Consider the following 13,291-nt stretch of genomic DNA (forward strand, 5'->3'; position numbering starts at 1 on the left):
ATACGCCCCCAGGAGTATATGAAAACTCCGAAACGCCGCAGGTCACAGTTGGAATCGAAACGCAACCTAGCGCGTCTCGTCCCTGTAGCACGAGGGACGTCAACTCATTCAATTCATCTGACCATCGGCATCGGAGTCAGTAGCTTCAAAAGAGCCGCTTACCGTGGCATCGATAAATCGGAGGGTTAGCGTGTCAAAGAAACCCGACCAGGAAAAGTCCCAGTGGGTAGGGGCCGCGCGAGCTGATGTGATCGAGGAAATCAAGAGACCGCAGAAAACGAGCGCTTTGAACATCGCAATCCTCCAAGTCGTGTGGTTCCTGGCTAGCCAAACTCGGATATCATCATACGCAAACTGCCCCCCGCAAGTGCACGGAACTGCGATGGTCCGTGAAGTAGTAGTATGGCTTCGCGTCGGACGCGCATCTATTGCGCGATTCTGACTCAAGGTATCTCAGGGCAGCTATGGCGAACCGCCAACAGTTTTCGGCCATGTGTAACCTGAAGCCAAGTTCACTGGGGGCGGACCGTATCCTGAGTCGGCGCGCGCCCGCGATTCATTAGCGCTAGTAGCTCTTCGGAATTGACCGGCTTAACGACGTGGTGGTCAAAACCAGCCGCCAGCGACGTGCGTTTATCTTCGGCCTGGCCGTAGCCTGACACCGCGATTAACTGCGCGTCGGCCACGGCAGGTGTTTGCCGCAGCCTGCTCGCCAATTCTCGGCCGTCCATATCAGGCAATCCTATGTCCAGCAAACAGACATTGGGCCCTTCATTTGTAGCGACCTGGAATGCCTCAGCGGCCGTATGCGCGAGCACGACGCGATGGCCGGCGGTTTCCAGCAACATGCCAAGCATCCTCGCCGCGTCCACATTATCATCGACGATCAAAACACGCAGACCGGCGGTCTCGCCGACTGCATGCTGACCATCGCCGCTGACCTCAAGGGCTTGCTCCACGTGCTGTTCGAGAATCGGCAGTTTCACGGTAAATCGACTGCCCTTACCTGGCCCCGCGCTCTCGGCACGAATCGTTCCACCGTGAGCGTGCAGCAGCCTGCGCACCAGCGCAAGCCCGACGCCTAGCCCGCCTTCCGACCGGTTAGAAGTCCGCGCTCCCTGGATAAAGAGTTCAAACACTCTTCCGACGAGCTCCGGCGCCATCCCAATGCCGTTATCCGTCACGACAAGCTCCACTTCACGGAGCACCACGGAGAGGCGAACAGCAATTCGCCCGCCCGGCGGCGTGTATTTCGCGGCGTTAGTCAGCAAGTTGGTAATGATCTGCACCAGCCGCTTTTGATCACCGCAAACCCAAACCTGCCTAGGCGTCGCAGTCGCGGAAAGAGAGTGCGACAGGCGCTCGAAAAGCGGCGTGACCTGCTCGATCGCTGCCGCCAACACGTCGTTCAGATCGACTGGCTCATGAACCATATTGATTTGCCCACGCGTAACGCGTGCGACATCAAGCAAATCGTCGAGCAGGATTGCAAGGTGAGCAGCTTGTCGTTCAACGACTGACGCCACCTCCCTGACGCGGACGGCATCCGAATCAGCACTCAGAAGGGTTCTTGCTGCCGCAGTGATCGGCGCCAGTGGATTGCGCAACTCATGCGCCAGCATCGCGAGAAACTCGTCTTTCGCGCGATTCATACTAGTCATCTCCGACAGCAAATCTTCGCGTTCGCGGTACGCCTGCTGAAGCAACATCCGCTCGGTGGCATCACGCGTAAAGCAACGCGTATAGCGTAGTTTTCCATCTACGAAATAGGCATTGGAATGGATCAGAACGTGCTTGGTCGCGCCACTTCTACAGAGCAGTTGAGCAGGTTGGTCGCAAATGGTTTCGCCGGCTTGGAGGCGCAATAGTATAGTCGCGATCAATTCCTGATCCACATGGAATTCGGCGATATGGTGGCCAACATATTCCTCCCACCGGTAGCCAAGCATGGCCAACTCAGCCTTATTGGCCCAAACGATCGTGCCATCACTTCCGACGCGGTGAAGGCCCTCGGCCGCATTATTGACGAAATCAGCCAGCTCCTGCTCGCGGTGCCGCAAGGTGTGCACAGCATCGAGGGCACGAGTCAGTTCGCTCTGCAGGATGCGATTGTCCTGTTCCAGCTCAAGCGTGCGAACATCGCCCGCTTCCTCCCGCCCATGCGCGTTCGAACGGGCATGATCATGGACCCTGCATACTTGCTGAAACTTAGTCAACAGCTCGCGCGACGTGAAGACACTCCAGGGATAGGCGCAAAAGAGCAGAAAGTCGAATCGCTTCTGCAATTCGTTCCACAGTTGTTCAAGTCGAATAGCTGCTTCATACAGTCCACGATCACATAGGATGGCGACCATTTCGCCAAAGGCATGGACCAAGCGTCCATTGTGACATGCATCGCGTACGATCGTACCGACACTCAGATTGAAAAGTTCGGGATCGGGCCAGTCATTCACCATGAATTGGTCGAGGACAAGTTCGGCCTCGAGTACAACTAGCTTGCCCATCGTCCAGGGTCCCTGGTTAGCGGAAGTTCCGAAACCAGCCAAGCTTCGGCGCAAGATGGCAATATGCTCCTTCGTCGCGATAACGATTGAGACGCCGCCGGAGCGTAATGGGACGTCCAGGAACTCCGCCACCTCTTCGAGCAATTGCTCGTCCTGATCATAAAACCGAACGACATGGCGTTCCTTGCGCTGCTCTTGTATGGGTGGATCAAGTTCCAACTTACCTCCTTCCAGCCCATGCGGCGCGTTAGTTTAGACACCGCCTCGAACTCTAAGCTTCTCAAACGACATCGGAGGCCAGTCTAGCACGGCACACCCTGCGTTCGATTGCCGCACGCGACTAAACAGCTAAATAGCGAACTGTAAGTGACAGATCGTTGCGGTATCGTACGCACCGCTGCTATTGAAGTTCGATAGTTGCCCGCGCCGGGGCATCACTAATAGCCGAAAACAACGCATCTGTGATACAGCCGCCAAGGCGCCCTCTTCATCGCGCGGCCCGAAGTTGAAATTCTTGAGCTTAGATCGTGTCCCGATATAGCTTTCAAAGGTGCCAATTTCATCGTCAGCTTGGCGATGGACGCGACATGTATCCGGTGTTCCGCAACAGCGAAAAGGCGCCTAGCAGCACCAATCCTGCGGCGAACAGGAAGGGATGTGCCGGCTCGGGCACCGCCGGCGGCAACTCGGGGCCAGATACCTGCATCACATTGACGATTGTGTCATCGGTGATCCGGTAATCGGGGACATTCGAACTACCAGCAGCTACAAACACGGAACGTGTAAGCCGGTAGTTAGTCATTGGGGAAAGGTCACAAACCGAGTCATCTGTTGCGCCTCCAGATAAAGAAACTGCGCCCACCTCACCACAGGAAACGATAAGCAGAGCCGCGATACACTTCGAAGTGAGCCTCATACGACCTCCTATCCTCACGAAATGAAAACACTACTCCAACTGCTAGTAACAACAATCGTCGGCTTTGCTTTGGGCTGTGCGCTCCTGCGTGATGACGACGAACTGATGCTGGTCGCCGGCGCGATGACCGCCTCAGCATTCTTTACTCTCTATCTGATTCTATTCGCCGCCCACTCCATCTTCAAACGCCGCCCACAAAGTGCTTCCTACGCCGACTACTGCGAGGAGTCGTTGCTTGGCTTCGACTCACGTGGCGAGTTAAAAATCGAAAGCAAATATCCGGTCTAAGCGATCTATTCGTCCTTCCCGAGTTTTGCTTTTGCCGCCTTTACCAACTCACGTAGCTTTCTCGCGACTACATCCGGACCGCTAGTTACCTGCCTGTTCGCATTCTCGAACAATGACTGTTCCGATCGCAACGGCTCGTTTGGCATCGAGTGAATGCCTTTCGCTTCAAACCGCTCAATGCGTTTGTCAAACTCAGCGCTTATACCGATCCCCTTTTGGGCAACATCATCTCGCACCTTCGGAACGTGACCTTGGTCGATCGTCTCAGAAGGCGAACCGCCTGCAGCCTGGCGCGAACCGCTGTTACTCGTTCCGAATCTCGACTTGAATGCGTCAAAGTCCTTCTGTACGTTCCTTTCAATCTTGGGGTCTTGGGATATCGTCCGAAAACTGTCCTCAACATCCTGGAACGACCCGGGCAAAGCGGCGCCCCCTGTGTAGTCTTGTGGGCGAGGTCGCAAAATTTCCCAAGTACGTCTCCAGCTTGATAAGCTCTGCAGCGCTTCCTTTCCCCTCATTCCGAAGCAGCTTCTCGAATAGCTGAATATTCTGGGGATCTTTAGCCAAGTCTTTACTTAACAACTCGCCGCGCTGATAAGCGTCCGATACCGGCTATCAACTACGGCCGCTCATGGCGCTTTCCTGTCGACGCATTACACCAATATCTGCATCAGGAGGCAAACGCGCATTTGAACTCCAGCGTGACCACCACTTCAAAATTGCCTGGCCCACGATTGCGGCGGAGCCTCCCTGACCTGACTCGTACGGTTAAGGTGGCGTAGTCCAGAGGCGCTCTGCAAGGTCGGATCCACGCAAGGAAACGTAGCGCATGAACACGCGTGGATCTTTGTGCCCCGTAATACGCATGACTTCCTCCGTACGAAATAACCAACTCCCCCCCCGTCCTTCATCAGCACCCACCGGCAAGTAGCTTCGTGTCGCAGATCGTGCGCGGTCAAGTCATTGCACTCGGCGAACGCGAAGGCACGCCCCAGCGCGCGGCTTAACAGCGATGTCACGCGCGCCAATTCTTTGCTGTCTGCCCCATCAATCCACCAAGGGAAAATCGCCGCCTTGGCGCCGGCACCCTTGACTTCTTCGACGCGACGCTTCAGCAAGGCGTAAACATCAGGCAGCAGTGGGACATCACGCGCGGCACCAGTCTTGCTCCTGCGGATGTGCACGGTACGCATGTCCAGGCGTACATCCTGTACGCGCAAGGTGTACGCTTCGCGCAGACGCAAACCGGTGTTCACCAGTAAGAGGAAGAGGTCCATCAACGCAGCACCATCTGGCAGCTCAAGGGCGCGTTCGCGCCCCTCCCGCTTATCTCCGCGTAGCGCAGCGACAATACGCGCCTCTTCATCGGCCTCCAATCGCCGGTCGCGGCTCACGTCCTTCTTCGACGCGATGTTGTCGCGCGCTTCCAAGAGCAAGCCCTCATGCGCGTTATACGTCGAATAATTCTTCGGCAGCAGCCGCAATGGATTGGCAATGGGCTGTTCGCCGGCCTTGGCTTCTCGTTTTAAGAACCAGTCCAACAGGCGCGCAACAGCACCAACACGCTTACGGATCGTCCCAGGCGCCAGGTGATGCTCGAGTTTTAACGAACGCACCCAGTCTTCTGCCCACTGATATTTCAACACTCTGTCTGCCCGTTCGGCGCCGATTTGAAGCCGCAGCAAATGGAGAATGGCGCTATCCAACGCACTGACCGGAACCGCGGCCTGGTAATCTCGCATCAGTTTAGCCAACGTCTTGGAGCTGACGCGAACGCGCTGCGTCACCAAGTCGTGCGGCAAATGACCTTGCGCCAGCAACGCTTCCACCTGCTCGCCATAATTGCGCGCGTCCACTTTAAATGCCTTTGGGCAGAAGCCGGTGCTTGATTCGCAGTTCGTACTTTTCGCCCCATTTCCTGACCATCGCCATAGTTGCCTCCATGACATTGGGTGGCAAAGTGGCAGAAGACTGGCGTCGACGGCCAACTCGCGTAGACGGCCAACCGAGGCCGTATCAGGCTGGTTTTGCCACCCAAATGAGGTGGCAGAGAACCATTATGAGGCATTTTGACGCAAAAAAGCCGGGAAGTTCCCGGCTGATTCGCAAGCTAAGTGCTTGATTTGTTTGGAGGCGAGGGCCGGAATCGAACCGGCGTACACGGCTTTGCAGGCCGCTGCATAACCACTTTGCTACCCCGCCGTAAGGCTGGAAGAAACAACCGGCGAGGCCTGGTTCTTTCTAAGAATTCTGGAGCGGGAAAAGAGTCTCGAACTCTCGACCTCAACCTTGGCAAGGTTGCGCTCTACCAACTGAGCTATTCCCGCATGGGTTTGAAAAACTTGGAGCGGGAGAAGAGTCTCGAACTCTCGACCTCAACCTTGGCAAGGTTGCGCTCTACCAACTGAGCTACTCCCGCATGGAGTTATTTCATTTTACTACTGCTGCTCCAGTGAACTGGAGCGGGAGAAGAGTCTCGAACTCTCGACCTCAACCTTGGCAAGGTTGCGCTCTACCAACTGAGCTACTCCCGCATTTCAGAGGAACCGCATTATCGCAGAAACATTCTCATATTTCCAGTGCGATTATTACTGCTTCGTTACCGCTTTGTTGCCGATGACTTTTTGGAGCGGGAGAAGAGTCTCGAACTCTCGACCTCAACCTTGGCAAGGTTGCGCTCTACCAACTGAGCTACTCCCGCTTTGCATCGCTGCGTCGTCATCAACAGCAGGCCAGCATTATAGATGATCCAAAGACGCTGTCAAGGGGCAATATTGTTATTTACGATAAGTTGCCCGACCGTTCCTTGATCAGGGGCCACGCCTTCTTCAGGTAGTAGAACATGGACCATACGGTGAGGACGCTGGCCAGCCACAGCAACAGGTCGCCCCAGAAGCGGGTATCGATCGCACCCCACAGCACGTCGTAGTACAGCAGCATCGGGATGGCGCTCATTTGCGCCGCCGTCTTGATCTTGCCGATCGAACTGACCGCCACCGATTTGGAGGCGCCAATCTGCGCCATCCACTCGCGCAGCGCCGAAATCGTAATTTCGCGGCCAATGATGATGAAGGCGACAATCGGGTGGCAGCGGCCGCCGTCCAGGTTAAGCAGCACCAGCAAGGCGCCCGCCACCATCAGCTTGTCGGCCACGGGGTCGAGGAAGGCGCCGAAGGCCGATGTCTGCTGCCAGCGGCGGGCCAGGAAGCCGTCGAACCAGTCGGTAACGGCGGCAACGATGAAAATCAGGGTGGCGGCCAGATTGCGTTCGTGCGGGCTAAGCCAGGTGACGGGGAGGTAGAACACGCCTACGACCAGGGGAATCAGCGCGACGCGCAACCAGGTCAGAAGGATCGGGATGTTGAAAGGCATATGCGGTGTATAGGAATTGTAATGACGCGCCGCTAGTGTATAACGACGGCGCGATCAAAGCCAATTTGACTGCGAAAACCGGTAAACCTGGGTACGACCCGGAGGGTCGGACCCTGTCTGCGCTGCGGTGAGGGGATGGGTCTAGGCCTTTGAATTTCTCAGAACGTCAAAGGCCCAGAACCAACCCCGCGACAGTCGATCAGACAGGGTTAGACCCATGCCGGATGGCCGTCCCGTCTGACCCTGGTTTACCGGTTTTCAGTGGAGCTGCCGGTAGATTTCTTCGGCCAGCGTGTCCGAGATACCCTCCACCGATTTCAAGTCCTCGATACTGGCGTTCATCACGCCTTTCAGCCCGCCAAAGCGGGACAAAAGCTTCTGGCGGCGCTTGGCGCCAATGCCTTCAATCTCCTCCAGGCGCGAGGTCTGGCGGGCCTTGGCTCGCTTGGCGCGCATGCCGGTGATGGCAAAACGGTGGGCTTCGTCGCGGATCATGGCCACCAGCATCAGGGCTGCGGACTCCTTGCCCAGTTCCTGCGGCTCGCGGCCATCGACGAAGACCAGTGTCTCCAGGCCGACGCGCCTGCCCTCGCCTTTCGCCACCCCGACGATCAGGCTGATGTCCAGTCCCAGCTCGACAAACACCTGGCGCGCCATTTCGACCTGCCCCTTGCCGCCGTCGATCAGCACCACGTCCGGCATGACGCCGTCGCCGCCCGCCACTTTTTCGTAGCGGCGCGTCAGCACCTGGCGCATGGCGGCGTAATCGTCGCCCGGCGTGATGTCGTTGATGTTGTAGCGGCGGTACTCGCCGTTCTGCATCTGGTGATGGTGGAACACCACGCAGGACGCTTGCGTCGCCTCGCCGGCCGTGTGCGAAATGTCGAAGCACTCCACGCGCAGGGTGTCGAGGTCTTCGTTTTCCAGCCCGAGCACTTCGGCCAGGGCGCGGGTGCGGGCCTGCTGCGAGCCCTGCTCGGACAGCAGGCGGGCCAGCGATATCTCGGCGCCCTTCTGCGCCAGCTCCTGCCACTGGCGGCGCTGGCCTTGCGGCTGGAATACAAGGTGGATGCGGTGCCCGCACTGTTCCTGCAGCGCCAGGATCAGCTCCGGCTGGTCGAATTCGATATTCAGGATCAGGGTGCCGGGAATCGACTTCTCGGTGTAATGCTGCACCAGGAAAGCGGCCAGCACTTCCTGTTCGATCGGGCGTTCGGCCACGACCTCCGCATCCATCACGTGGGTCGGGAAGTATGCCCGGTCGCCCAGGTGGCGGCCGCCGCGCACCATCGCCAGGTTGACGCAGGCACGGCCGCCCTGCACCACCACGGCCAGGATATCCACGTCCTGGTCGCCGGTGGTTTCCATCGACTGCTGGTGCAACACCTTCGACAGCGACTGGATACGGTTGCGCACCACGGCCGCCTGCTCGAATTTGAGATCGGTGGCATAGGCGAGCATCTTCTGCTCCAGCTCCTCCAGCACCTCCGTCTGCCGGCCGCGCAGGAAGCGCGCGGCGTTGTTGACGTCATTGCGGTAGTCCTCCACCGCGATCAAGCCCACGCAGGGTGCGCTGCAGCGCCCGATCTGGTGCAGCAGGCAGGGACGCGTGCGGTTCATGTACACGCTGTCCTCGCAGGTGCGCAACATGAAAACCTTTTGCAGGATCTGCATCGATTCCTTCACCGCCCACGAGGAAGGGAAAGGACCGAAATACTGGTGCTTGCGGTCGACCGCGCCGCGGTAGTACACCATGCGCGGTACGTCGCCGCCGGTGATCTTCAGGTAGGGATAGCTCTTGTCGTCGCGGAACAGGATGTTGTAGCGCGGCTGCAAGGCCTTGATCAGGTTGTTTTCCAGGATCAGGGCCTCGGCTTCGCTGCGCGTCACCGTGGTTTCCAGGCGCGCGATGCGCTCGACCATCAAGGCAATGCGCGGGCTCGAAAGATTCTTCTGGAAATAGCTTGACACGCGCTTTTTCAGGTCGCGCGCCTTGCCCACGTAGAGCACCTTGTCTTCGGCATCGAAGTAGCGGTACACGCCAGGCAGGTTTGGCAGCTTGGCAACGGTGGCCAGCACCTGTTCGCGCGGGTCTGGGGTTTCTTCAGTCATTCGCTCGTTCGACGATCGCATAGGCGACCGCGTAATCCTCTTCATCGCTCACGGAGATATGGGCGACCAGCGCATTCTGCAACATGAATTCGCCCAGCGCGCCGCTGCAGGCCATGTACGGCTTGCCTGAATCATCATTGAGCAGCTGCGCGGTATGCCAGGTCATCGGCGGGCGCAGGCCCAGGCCTAGGGCCTTCGAGAAAGCTTCCTTGGCTGCGAAGCGGGTCGCCGCATAGCGCACGCCGCGCAGCGGGCTGCGGGCGCAACGCTCCTGGAAAACCGCAAATTCTTCAGGACCGAGGATCTTGCGCGCAAAGCGCTCGCCGCTGCGTTCCAACGCGGCGGCAATGCGGGGAACTTTGCTGACGTCCGTCCCGATCCCGTAGATCATTTTGCGCCCAGGCGGGTCGACACCATGATGGCCTTCATTTCGCGCACGGCATTTTCCCAGCCGGCGAAGATCGAGTGCGCCACGATGGCGTGGCCGATATTCAGCTCCGCGATTTCCGGAATGGCGGCAATGGCCTGTACGTTGGTGTAGTGCAGGCCATGGCCGGCATTGACCTTCAAGCCGTTTTGCACGCCCCAGCGCACGCCGTCCCTGACGCGCTGCAGTTCGCGCGCCTGCGCTTCGCCTTCCGCATCGGCATAGGCGCCGGTGTGCAGTTCGATCACCGGCGCGCCGACTGCGGCGGCAGCCTTGATCTGCTCTTCATCGGCGTCGATGAACAGGGACACGCGAATGCCCTCCCCTTGCAGCTGTTTCACGGCGGCCTCCACTTCCTTGTGGAAGCGCACCACGTCCAGCCCGCCTTCGGTGGTGATTTCGGTGCGTTTTTCCGGCACCAGGCAGACGTCGGCCGGCTTGATGCGGCAGGCGAAGTCGATCATCTCCTGGGTCACGGCCGCTTCCAGGTTCATGCGCGTCACCAGTTGCGGCGCCAGCGCAATCACGTCGGCATCCTTGATGTGGCGGCGGTCTTCGCGCAGGTGCAGGGTAATGCAATCGGCGCCGGCCTGTTCGGCCAGCAGCGCCGCGCGGATCGGGTCCGGGTACACGGTGCCGCGCGCATTGCGCAGCGTGGCGACGTGGTCGATATTCACGCCAAGGTCGATGATGGTGCCGGATGGTGACAGGAAGCTCATGTTCTTTTCTTAAAGTTGCAGCAAATCGATCAATATCTGGCGCGTATTCAATGGCGCGCCGCCAAGGTGCCAGGACAACAGGTAGCGCATCAGCTGCTTGCTTTGCGCCTGCGTTGCCGGGTCGCTGTAATCTTCGCGCTCGATATCGAGCAGCGTCTTGCCTGCGACACGCGGGGCCGTGTCCTCATCGCGCTCCGGGCGCGGCCCGCGATCCGGGTCTACCACATAATGTACATCGGCCAGCACTTTCGTGCGCGAGGCGGTGCAGCGCGTCAGGTCGGCCGCCACGCCGGTCTCCTTCAGCAGCGCCATTTCGAACTTGCGCAGCACGATCGGAGCCGGTTCATTGTGGGCCAGCTGGTTCAGCGTGGAGACGTAATGGTCGAACAGCTTCGCATGCGCATCGTCGCGTGCGGTCAGCTTGACCAGCAGTTCATTCAGGTAGAAGCCGCACAGCAGCGCGGTCTTTTCAAGGGGCAGCATGCCGCCGACCCAGTCGGCATCGGTCAGCGTGCGCAATTCGTTCTTGCCGGTCCAGCCGGTGGTCAGGGGCTGGAAGGTTTGCAACACTCCGCGCAGCTGCGAATGCGGACGCTTGGCGCCCTTGGCGATCAATGCCACGCGCCCGTAGTCGCGCGTGAACAGCTCGACGATGAGCGAGGTTTCCTTGTACGGGTAGCTATGCAGCACAAAGGCCGGCTGTCCCGTCACGCGGGTGCCGACAGTGCGCTGCTGCCCTGGTGGGCGGCGCTTCTGCGCCGGCGGGGCTGGTACGGCCGCGCTCGTGTCCCGGCTGGGGTCAGACCCCAAATGGGACACGGGCTCGGCTGTCAGGACAGGCATTATTCGTAGCCGTATGCGCGCAGGCCAGCCTCGTTGTCGGCCCAGCCGGATTTCACTTTCACCCAGATCTCGAGGTAGACCGGGCCGCCAAACAGTTTTTCCATGTCCTGGCGGGCCTGGGTGCTGACTTCTTTCAGGCGCGCGCCCTTGTTACCGATGATCATGGACTTGTGGCTGTCGCGCTCGACCAGGATGGCGGCAAAGATGCGGCGCAAATTGCCTTCCTGCTCGAACTTCTCGATCAGCACCGTGCTGGTATAAGGCAGCTCGTCGCCCACAAAGCGGAACAGCTTCTCGCGCACGATTTCCGACGCCAGGAATTTCTCGCTGCGGTCGGTGATATCGTCCTCGCCGAAGATCGGCTCATTCTCCGGCAAGTGCTTCTTGATCTCGTTTTGCAGGCCATCCAGCTGGAAGCGCAGCTTGGCGCTCACCGGCACGATCGCCGTGAACTGGAATTTCTCGGCAATCTGCTGCGCGAACGGCATCAGTACCGCCTTGTCCTTTACGCGGTCCGACTTGTTGATCACCAGGATCACCGGCACATTCTTCGGCAGCAAATCCATCACTTGCTGGTCGGCTTGGCCGAAGGTGCCCGCCTCCACGATGTACAGGATCAGGTCCGACGATTCCAGCGTATTCGTCACCGTCTTGTTCAGCGTCTTGTTCAGCGCATTCGAATGGCGGGTCTGGAAGCCGGGCGTATCGACGTAAATGAACTGCGCGTCGCTGACAGTCTGGATGCCGGTGATGCGGTGGCGCGTGGTCTGCGCCTTGCGCGAAGTGATGCTGACCTTGGCGCCGATCAGCGTATTCATGAGGGTCGACTTGCCAACGTTCGGGCGGCCGACAATGGCGATGTAACCGCAGCGGAAGCCGGCGGGAGTGGGTGCACTAGTCATGATGCAAACTCAATTCAGTTATTGTTTGGCGAGCTTCTTGTCCGCCGCCGTTTCGCCCTGGACCGTGGCGATGCCGGCCAGCTTGAGCTGGGCCGAGCGCTGGCGCGGCTTGCGGCCGGCCGATGGCGCTTTCTTCAGCGCTTCTTCGGCCACTTCCAGCGCCAGCTTGGCCGCAGCCTGCTCGCCGGCGCGGCGGCTGCCGCCCCGCCCGAACACCTGGATGCCCAGCTTGGGTACCAGGCACTCGATCTCGAACTCCTGGCTGTGCGCGGCGCCGTGGGTGGCGACCACGTTGTACAGCGGCAGCGAGATCTTCTTCGACTGCAGGAATTCCTGCAGCAGGGTCTTGGCATCCTTGCCCAGCGTCTGCGGGTCGACAGAATCGAGGATCGGGATGTAGAAGGCGCGGATCACCGCTGCGGCCTGGTCGAAACTGCCGTCCAGGTAGATGGCCCCCAGCAAGGCTTCCAGCGTATCGGCCAGGATCGACGGGCGCCGGAAACCGCCCGACTTCAGTTCGCCTTCGCCCAGGCGCAGGAACTGCGACAGTTCCAGCTTCTGGGCGATTTCGAACAGGGATTGCTGCTTGACCAGGTTGGCGCGCACGCGCGACAGGTCGCCCTCGTCGAGGGAGTTGAAACGTTCGTAAAGGATGGAGGCGACTACGCAGTTCAGGATCGAGTCGCCGAGGAATTCCAGCCGTTCGTTATGCAAACTGCTGTGGCTACGGTGCGTCAGGGCCTGCTGGAGCAATCCAGCATCCTGGAACGTGTAGCCCAACCTGGTTTGCAATAACTGTAAATTCATCACTTATTATTCAACCTTCTTCTTTGCGCCAGCCTTTGCTGTCGTGCCCTCGTATTCCAGCAGGATGCTGGCCGGGCCAACCAGGGGAATCTTTTTCTCATACGCAAAGCTGATGTCGAAATCAGTGCCATTGCGCTCCAGCATCAAATCGTGGCCGGTAATCGACGTGATATAACCCGTTTCCGCACTCCTGGCGAAAGATCCCTGGATGGCCGAGACATTGTCGCCACCATCCTTCTTGGCACGCTCGATCGCGTTCACGATGGCGCGGTACTCGATGTAGGTCGGCAGGATTTGCGCAGCAATCAGGCCGACGCCCGCAAGGATTGCAATACCAAAAATCAGGCCAATCAGGCTGATACCACGTTCATGCTGCTTGCGCATAAGTTCTACTCTCCTGT

The 13,291-nt window shown here is 58.9% G+C and carries 13 protein-coding genes and 5 tRNA genes; 1 reads left to right on the forward strand and 17 read right to left on the reverse strand.

The window, feature by feature from the left end:
- Window positions 1-108: 108 nt before the first annotated feature.
- From ACN9MW_RS20945 to ACN9MW_RS20955, 3 genes are all read right to left on the reverse strand, one after another.
- Window positions 109-294, reverse strand: a complete 186-nt coding sequence (locus ACN9MW_RS20945) for a hypothetical protein (protein ID WP_426162459.1) — start codon at window positions 292-294, stop codon at window positions 109-111.
- Between the two features lie 218 nt (window positions 295-512).
- Window positions 513-2,723 carry an ATP-binding protein gene (locus tag ACN9MW_RS20950; protein WP_426162460.1) on the reverse strand — a complete coding sequence of 737 codons (2,211 nt, stop codon included), beginning with the start codon at window positions 2,721-2,723 and terminating at the stop codon, window positions 513-515.
- 346 nt (window positions 2,724-3,069) lie between these two features.
- Window positions 3,070-3,420, reverse strand: coding sequence for a PEP-CTERM sorting domain-containing protein (locus ACN9MW_RS20955; RefSeq protein ID WP_426162461.1), 351 nt, complete (start codon window positions 3,418-3,420; stop codon window positions 3,070-3,072).
- A 21-nt stretch (window positions 3,421-3,441) separates the two neighbouring features.
- Between ACN9MW_RS20955 and ACN9MW_RS20960 the strand changes: the two genes are divergently transcribed.
- The gene (locus ACN9MW_RS20960) at window positions 3,442-3,708 is read left to right on the forward strand and encodes a hypothetical protein (protein WP_426162462.1); all 267 of its coding nucleotides are present in this window, start codon (window positions 3,442-3,444) and stop codon (window positions 3,706-3,708) included.
- 713 nt (window positions 3,709-4,421) lie between these two features.
- Here ACN9MW_RS20960 and ACN9MW_RS20965 read toward each other — a convergent pair.
- The 14 genes from ACN9MW_RS20965 to ACN9MW_RS21030 form a co-directional block, all read right to left on the reverse strand.
- The gene (locus ACN9MW_RS20965) at window positions 4,422-5,564 is read right to left on the reverse strand and encodes a site-specific integrase (protein ID WP_426162463.1); all 1,143 of its coding nucleotides are present in this window, start codon (window positions 5,562-5,564) and stop codon (window positions 4,422-4,424) included.
- 272 nt (window positions 5,565-5,836) lie between these two features.
- Window positions 5,837-5,910: transfer RNA gene (locus ACN9MW_RS20970), tRNA-Cys, on the reverse strand.
- A 49-nt stretch (window positions 5,911-5,959) separates the two neighbouring features.
- Window positions 5,960-6,035, reverse strand: a tRNA-Gly gene (locus ACN9MW_RS20975).
- 16 nt (window positions 6,036-6,051) lie between these two features.
- Window positions 6,052-6,127: transfer RNA gene (locus ACN9MW_RS20980), tRNA-Gly, on the reverse strand.
- Window positions 6,128-6,166: 39 nt separating this feature from the next.
- Window positions 6,167-6,242: transfer RNA gene (locus tag ACN9MW_RS20985), tRNA-Gly, on the reverse strand.
- Between the two features lie 91 nt (window positions 6,243-6,333).
- Window positions 6,334-6,409 (reverse strand) — tRNA-Gly (locus tag ACN9MW_RS20990).
- 80 nt (window positions 6,410-6,489) lie between these two features.
- Window positions 6,490-7,080 carry a CDP-diacylglycerol--glycerol-3-phosphate 3-phosphatidyltransferase gene (pgsA, locus tag ACN9MW_RS20995; protein WP_426162464.1) on the reverse strand — a complete coding sequence of 197 codons (591 nt, stop codon included), beginning with the start codon at window positions 7,078-7,080 and terminating at the stop codon, window positions 6,490-6,492.
- A 258-nt stretch (window positions 7,081-7,338) separates the two neighbouring features.
- A complete protein-coding gene (gene uvrC / locus ACN9MW_RS21000) occupies window positions 7,339-9,192 on the reverse strand; it encodes an excinuclease ABC subunit UvrC (RefSeq protein WP_426162465.1) in 1,854 nt (617 codons plus the stop codon).
- Entirely contained in the window at window positions 9,185-9,583 is a 399-nt protein-coding gene (gene acpS / locus ACN9MW_RS21005; protein ID WP_426162466.1) for a holo-ACP synthase, read from the reverse strand. Before acpS ends, uvrC begins: the two co-directional genes overlap by 8 nt.
- Complete coding sequence (gene pdxJ / locus ACN9MW_RS21010; protein WP_426162467.1) at window positions 9,580-10,338, reverse strand: pyridoxine 5'-phosphate synthase; 759 nt, start codon at window positions 10,336-10,338, stop codon at window positions 9,580-9,582. The genes acpS and pdxJ overlap by 4 nt, the downstream gene beginning before the upstream one ends.
- Window positions 10,339-10,347: 9 nt before the next feature.
- Window positions 10,348-11,181, reverse strand: coding sequence for a DNA repair protein RecO (recO, locus tag ACN9MW_RS21015; RefSeq protein WP_426162468.1), 834 nt, complete (start codon window positions 11,179-11,181; stop codon window positions 10,348-10,350).
- The gene (gene era, locus ACN9MW_RS21020) at window positions 11,181-12,083 is read right to left on the reverse strand and encodes a GTPase Era (protein ID WP_426162469.1); all 903 of its coding nucleotides are present in this window, start codon (window positions 12,081-12,083) and stop codon (window positions 11,181-11,183) included. The genes recO and era overlap by 1 nt, the downstream gene beginning before the upstream one ends.
- Window positions 12,084-12,101: 18 nt before the next feature.
- A complete protein-coding gene (gene rnc, locus ACN9MW_RS21025; RefSeq protein WP_426162470.1) occupies window positions 12,102-12,890 on the reverse strand; it encodes a ribonuclease III in 789 nt (262 codons plus the stop codon).
- Window positions 12,891-12,896: 6 nt separating this feature from the next.
- Complete coding sequence (locus tag ACN9MW_RS21030) at window positions 12,897-13,274, reverse strand: DUF4845 domain-containing protein (protein ID WP_426162471.1); 378 nt, start codon at window positions 13,272-13,274, stop codon at window positions 12,897-12,899.
- Window positions 13,275-13,291: the final 17 nt, after the last annotated feature.

The sequence above is a fragment of the Pseudoduganella sp. R-34 genome, assembly GCF_049904655.1.
Taxonomy (GTDB): domain Bacteria; phylum Pseudomonadota; class Gammaproteobacteria; order Burkholderiales; family Burkholderiaceae_D; genus Rugamonas.

Bases quoted from the DNA above. Each gene is read 5' to 3' on its own strand.
- ACN9MW_RS20945 (WP_426162459.1), bottom strand. From the start codon at position 294: ATGTTCAAAGCGCTCGTTTTCTGCGGTCTCTTGATTTCCTCGATCACA.
- ACN9MW_RS20955 (WP_426162461.1), bottom strand. From the start codon at position 3,420: ATGAGGCTCACTTCGAAGTGTATCGCGGCTCTGCTTATCGTTTCCTGT.
- ACN9MW_RS20960 (WP_426162462.1), top strand. From the start codon at position 3,442: ATGAAAACACTACTCCAACTGCTAGTAACAACAATCGTCGGCTTTGCT.
- pgsA (WP_426162464.1), bottom strand. From the start codon at position 7,080: ATGCCTTTCAACATCCCGATCCTTCTGACCTGGTTGCGCGTCGCGCTG.
- uvrC (WP_426162465.1), bottom strand. From the start codon at position 9,192: ATGACTGAAGAAACCCCAGACCCGCGCGAACAGGTGCTGGCCACCGTT.
- acpS (WP_426162466.1), bottom strand. From the start codon at position 9,583: ATGATCTACGGGATCGGGACGGACGTCAGCAAAGTTCCCCGCATTGCC.
- pdxJ (WP_426162467.1), bottom strand. From the start codon at position 10,338: ATGAGCTTCCTGTCACCATCCGGCACCATCATCGACCTTGGCGTGAAT.
- recO (WP_426162468.1), bottom strand. From the start codon at position 11,181: ATGCCTGTCCTGACAGCCGAGCCCGTGTCCCATTTGGGGTCTGACCCC.
- era (WP_426162469.1), bottom strand. From the start codon at position 12,083: ATGACTAGTGCACCCACTCCCGCCGGCTTCCGCTGCGGTTACATCGCC.
- rnc (WP_426162470.1), bottom strand. From the start codon at position 12,890: ATGAATTTACAGTTATTGCAAACCAGGTTGGGCTACACGTTCCAGGAT.
- ACN9MW_RS21030 (WP_426162471.1), bottom strand. From the start codon at position 13,274: ATGCGCAAGCAGCATGAACGTGGTATCAGCCTGATTGGCCTGATTTTT.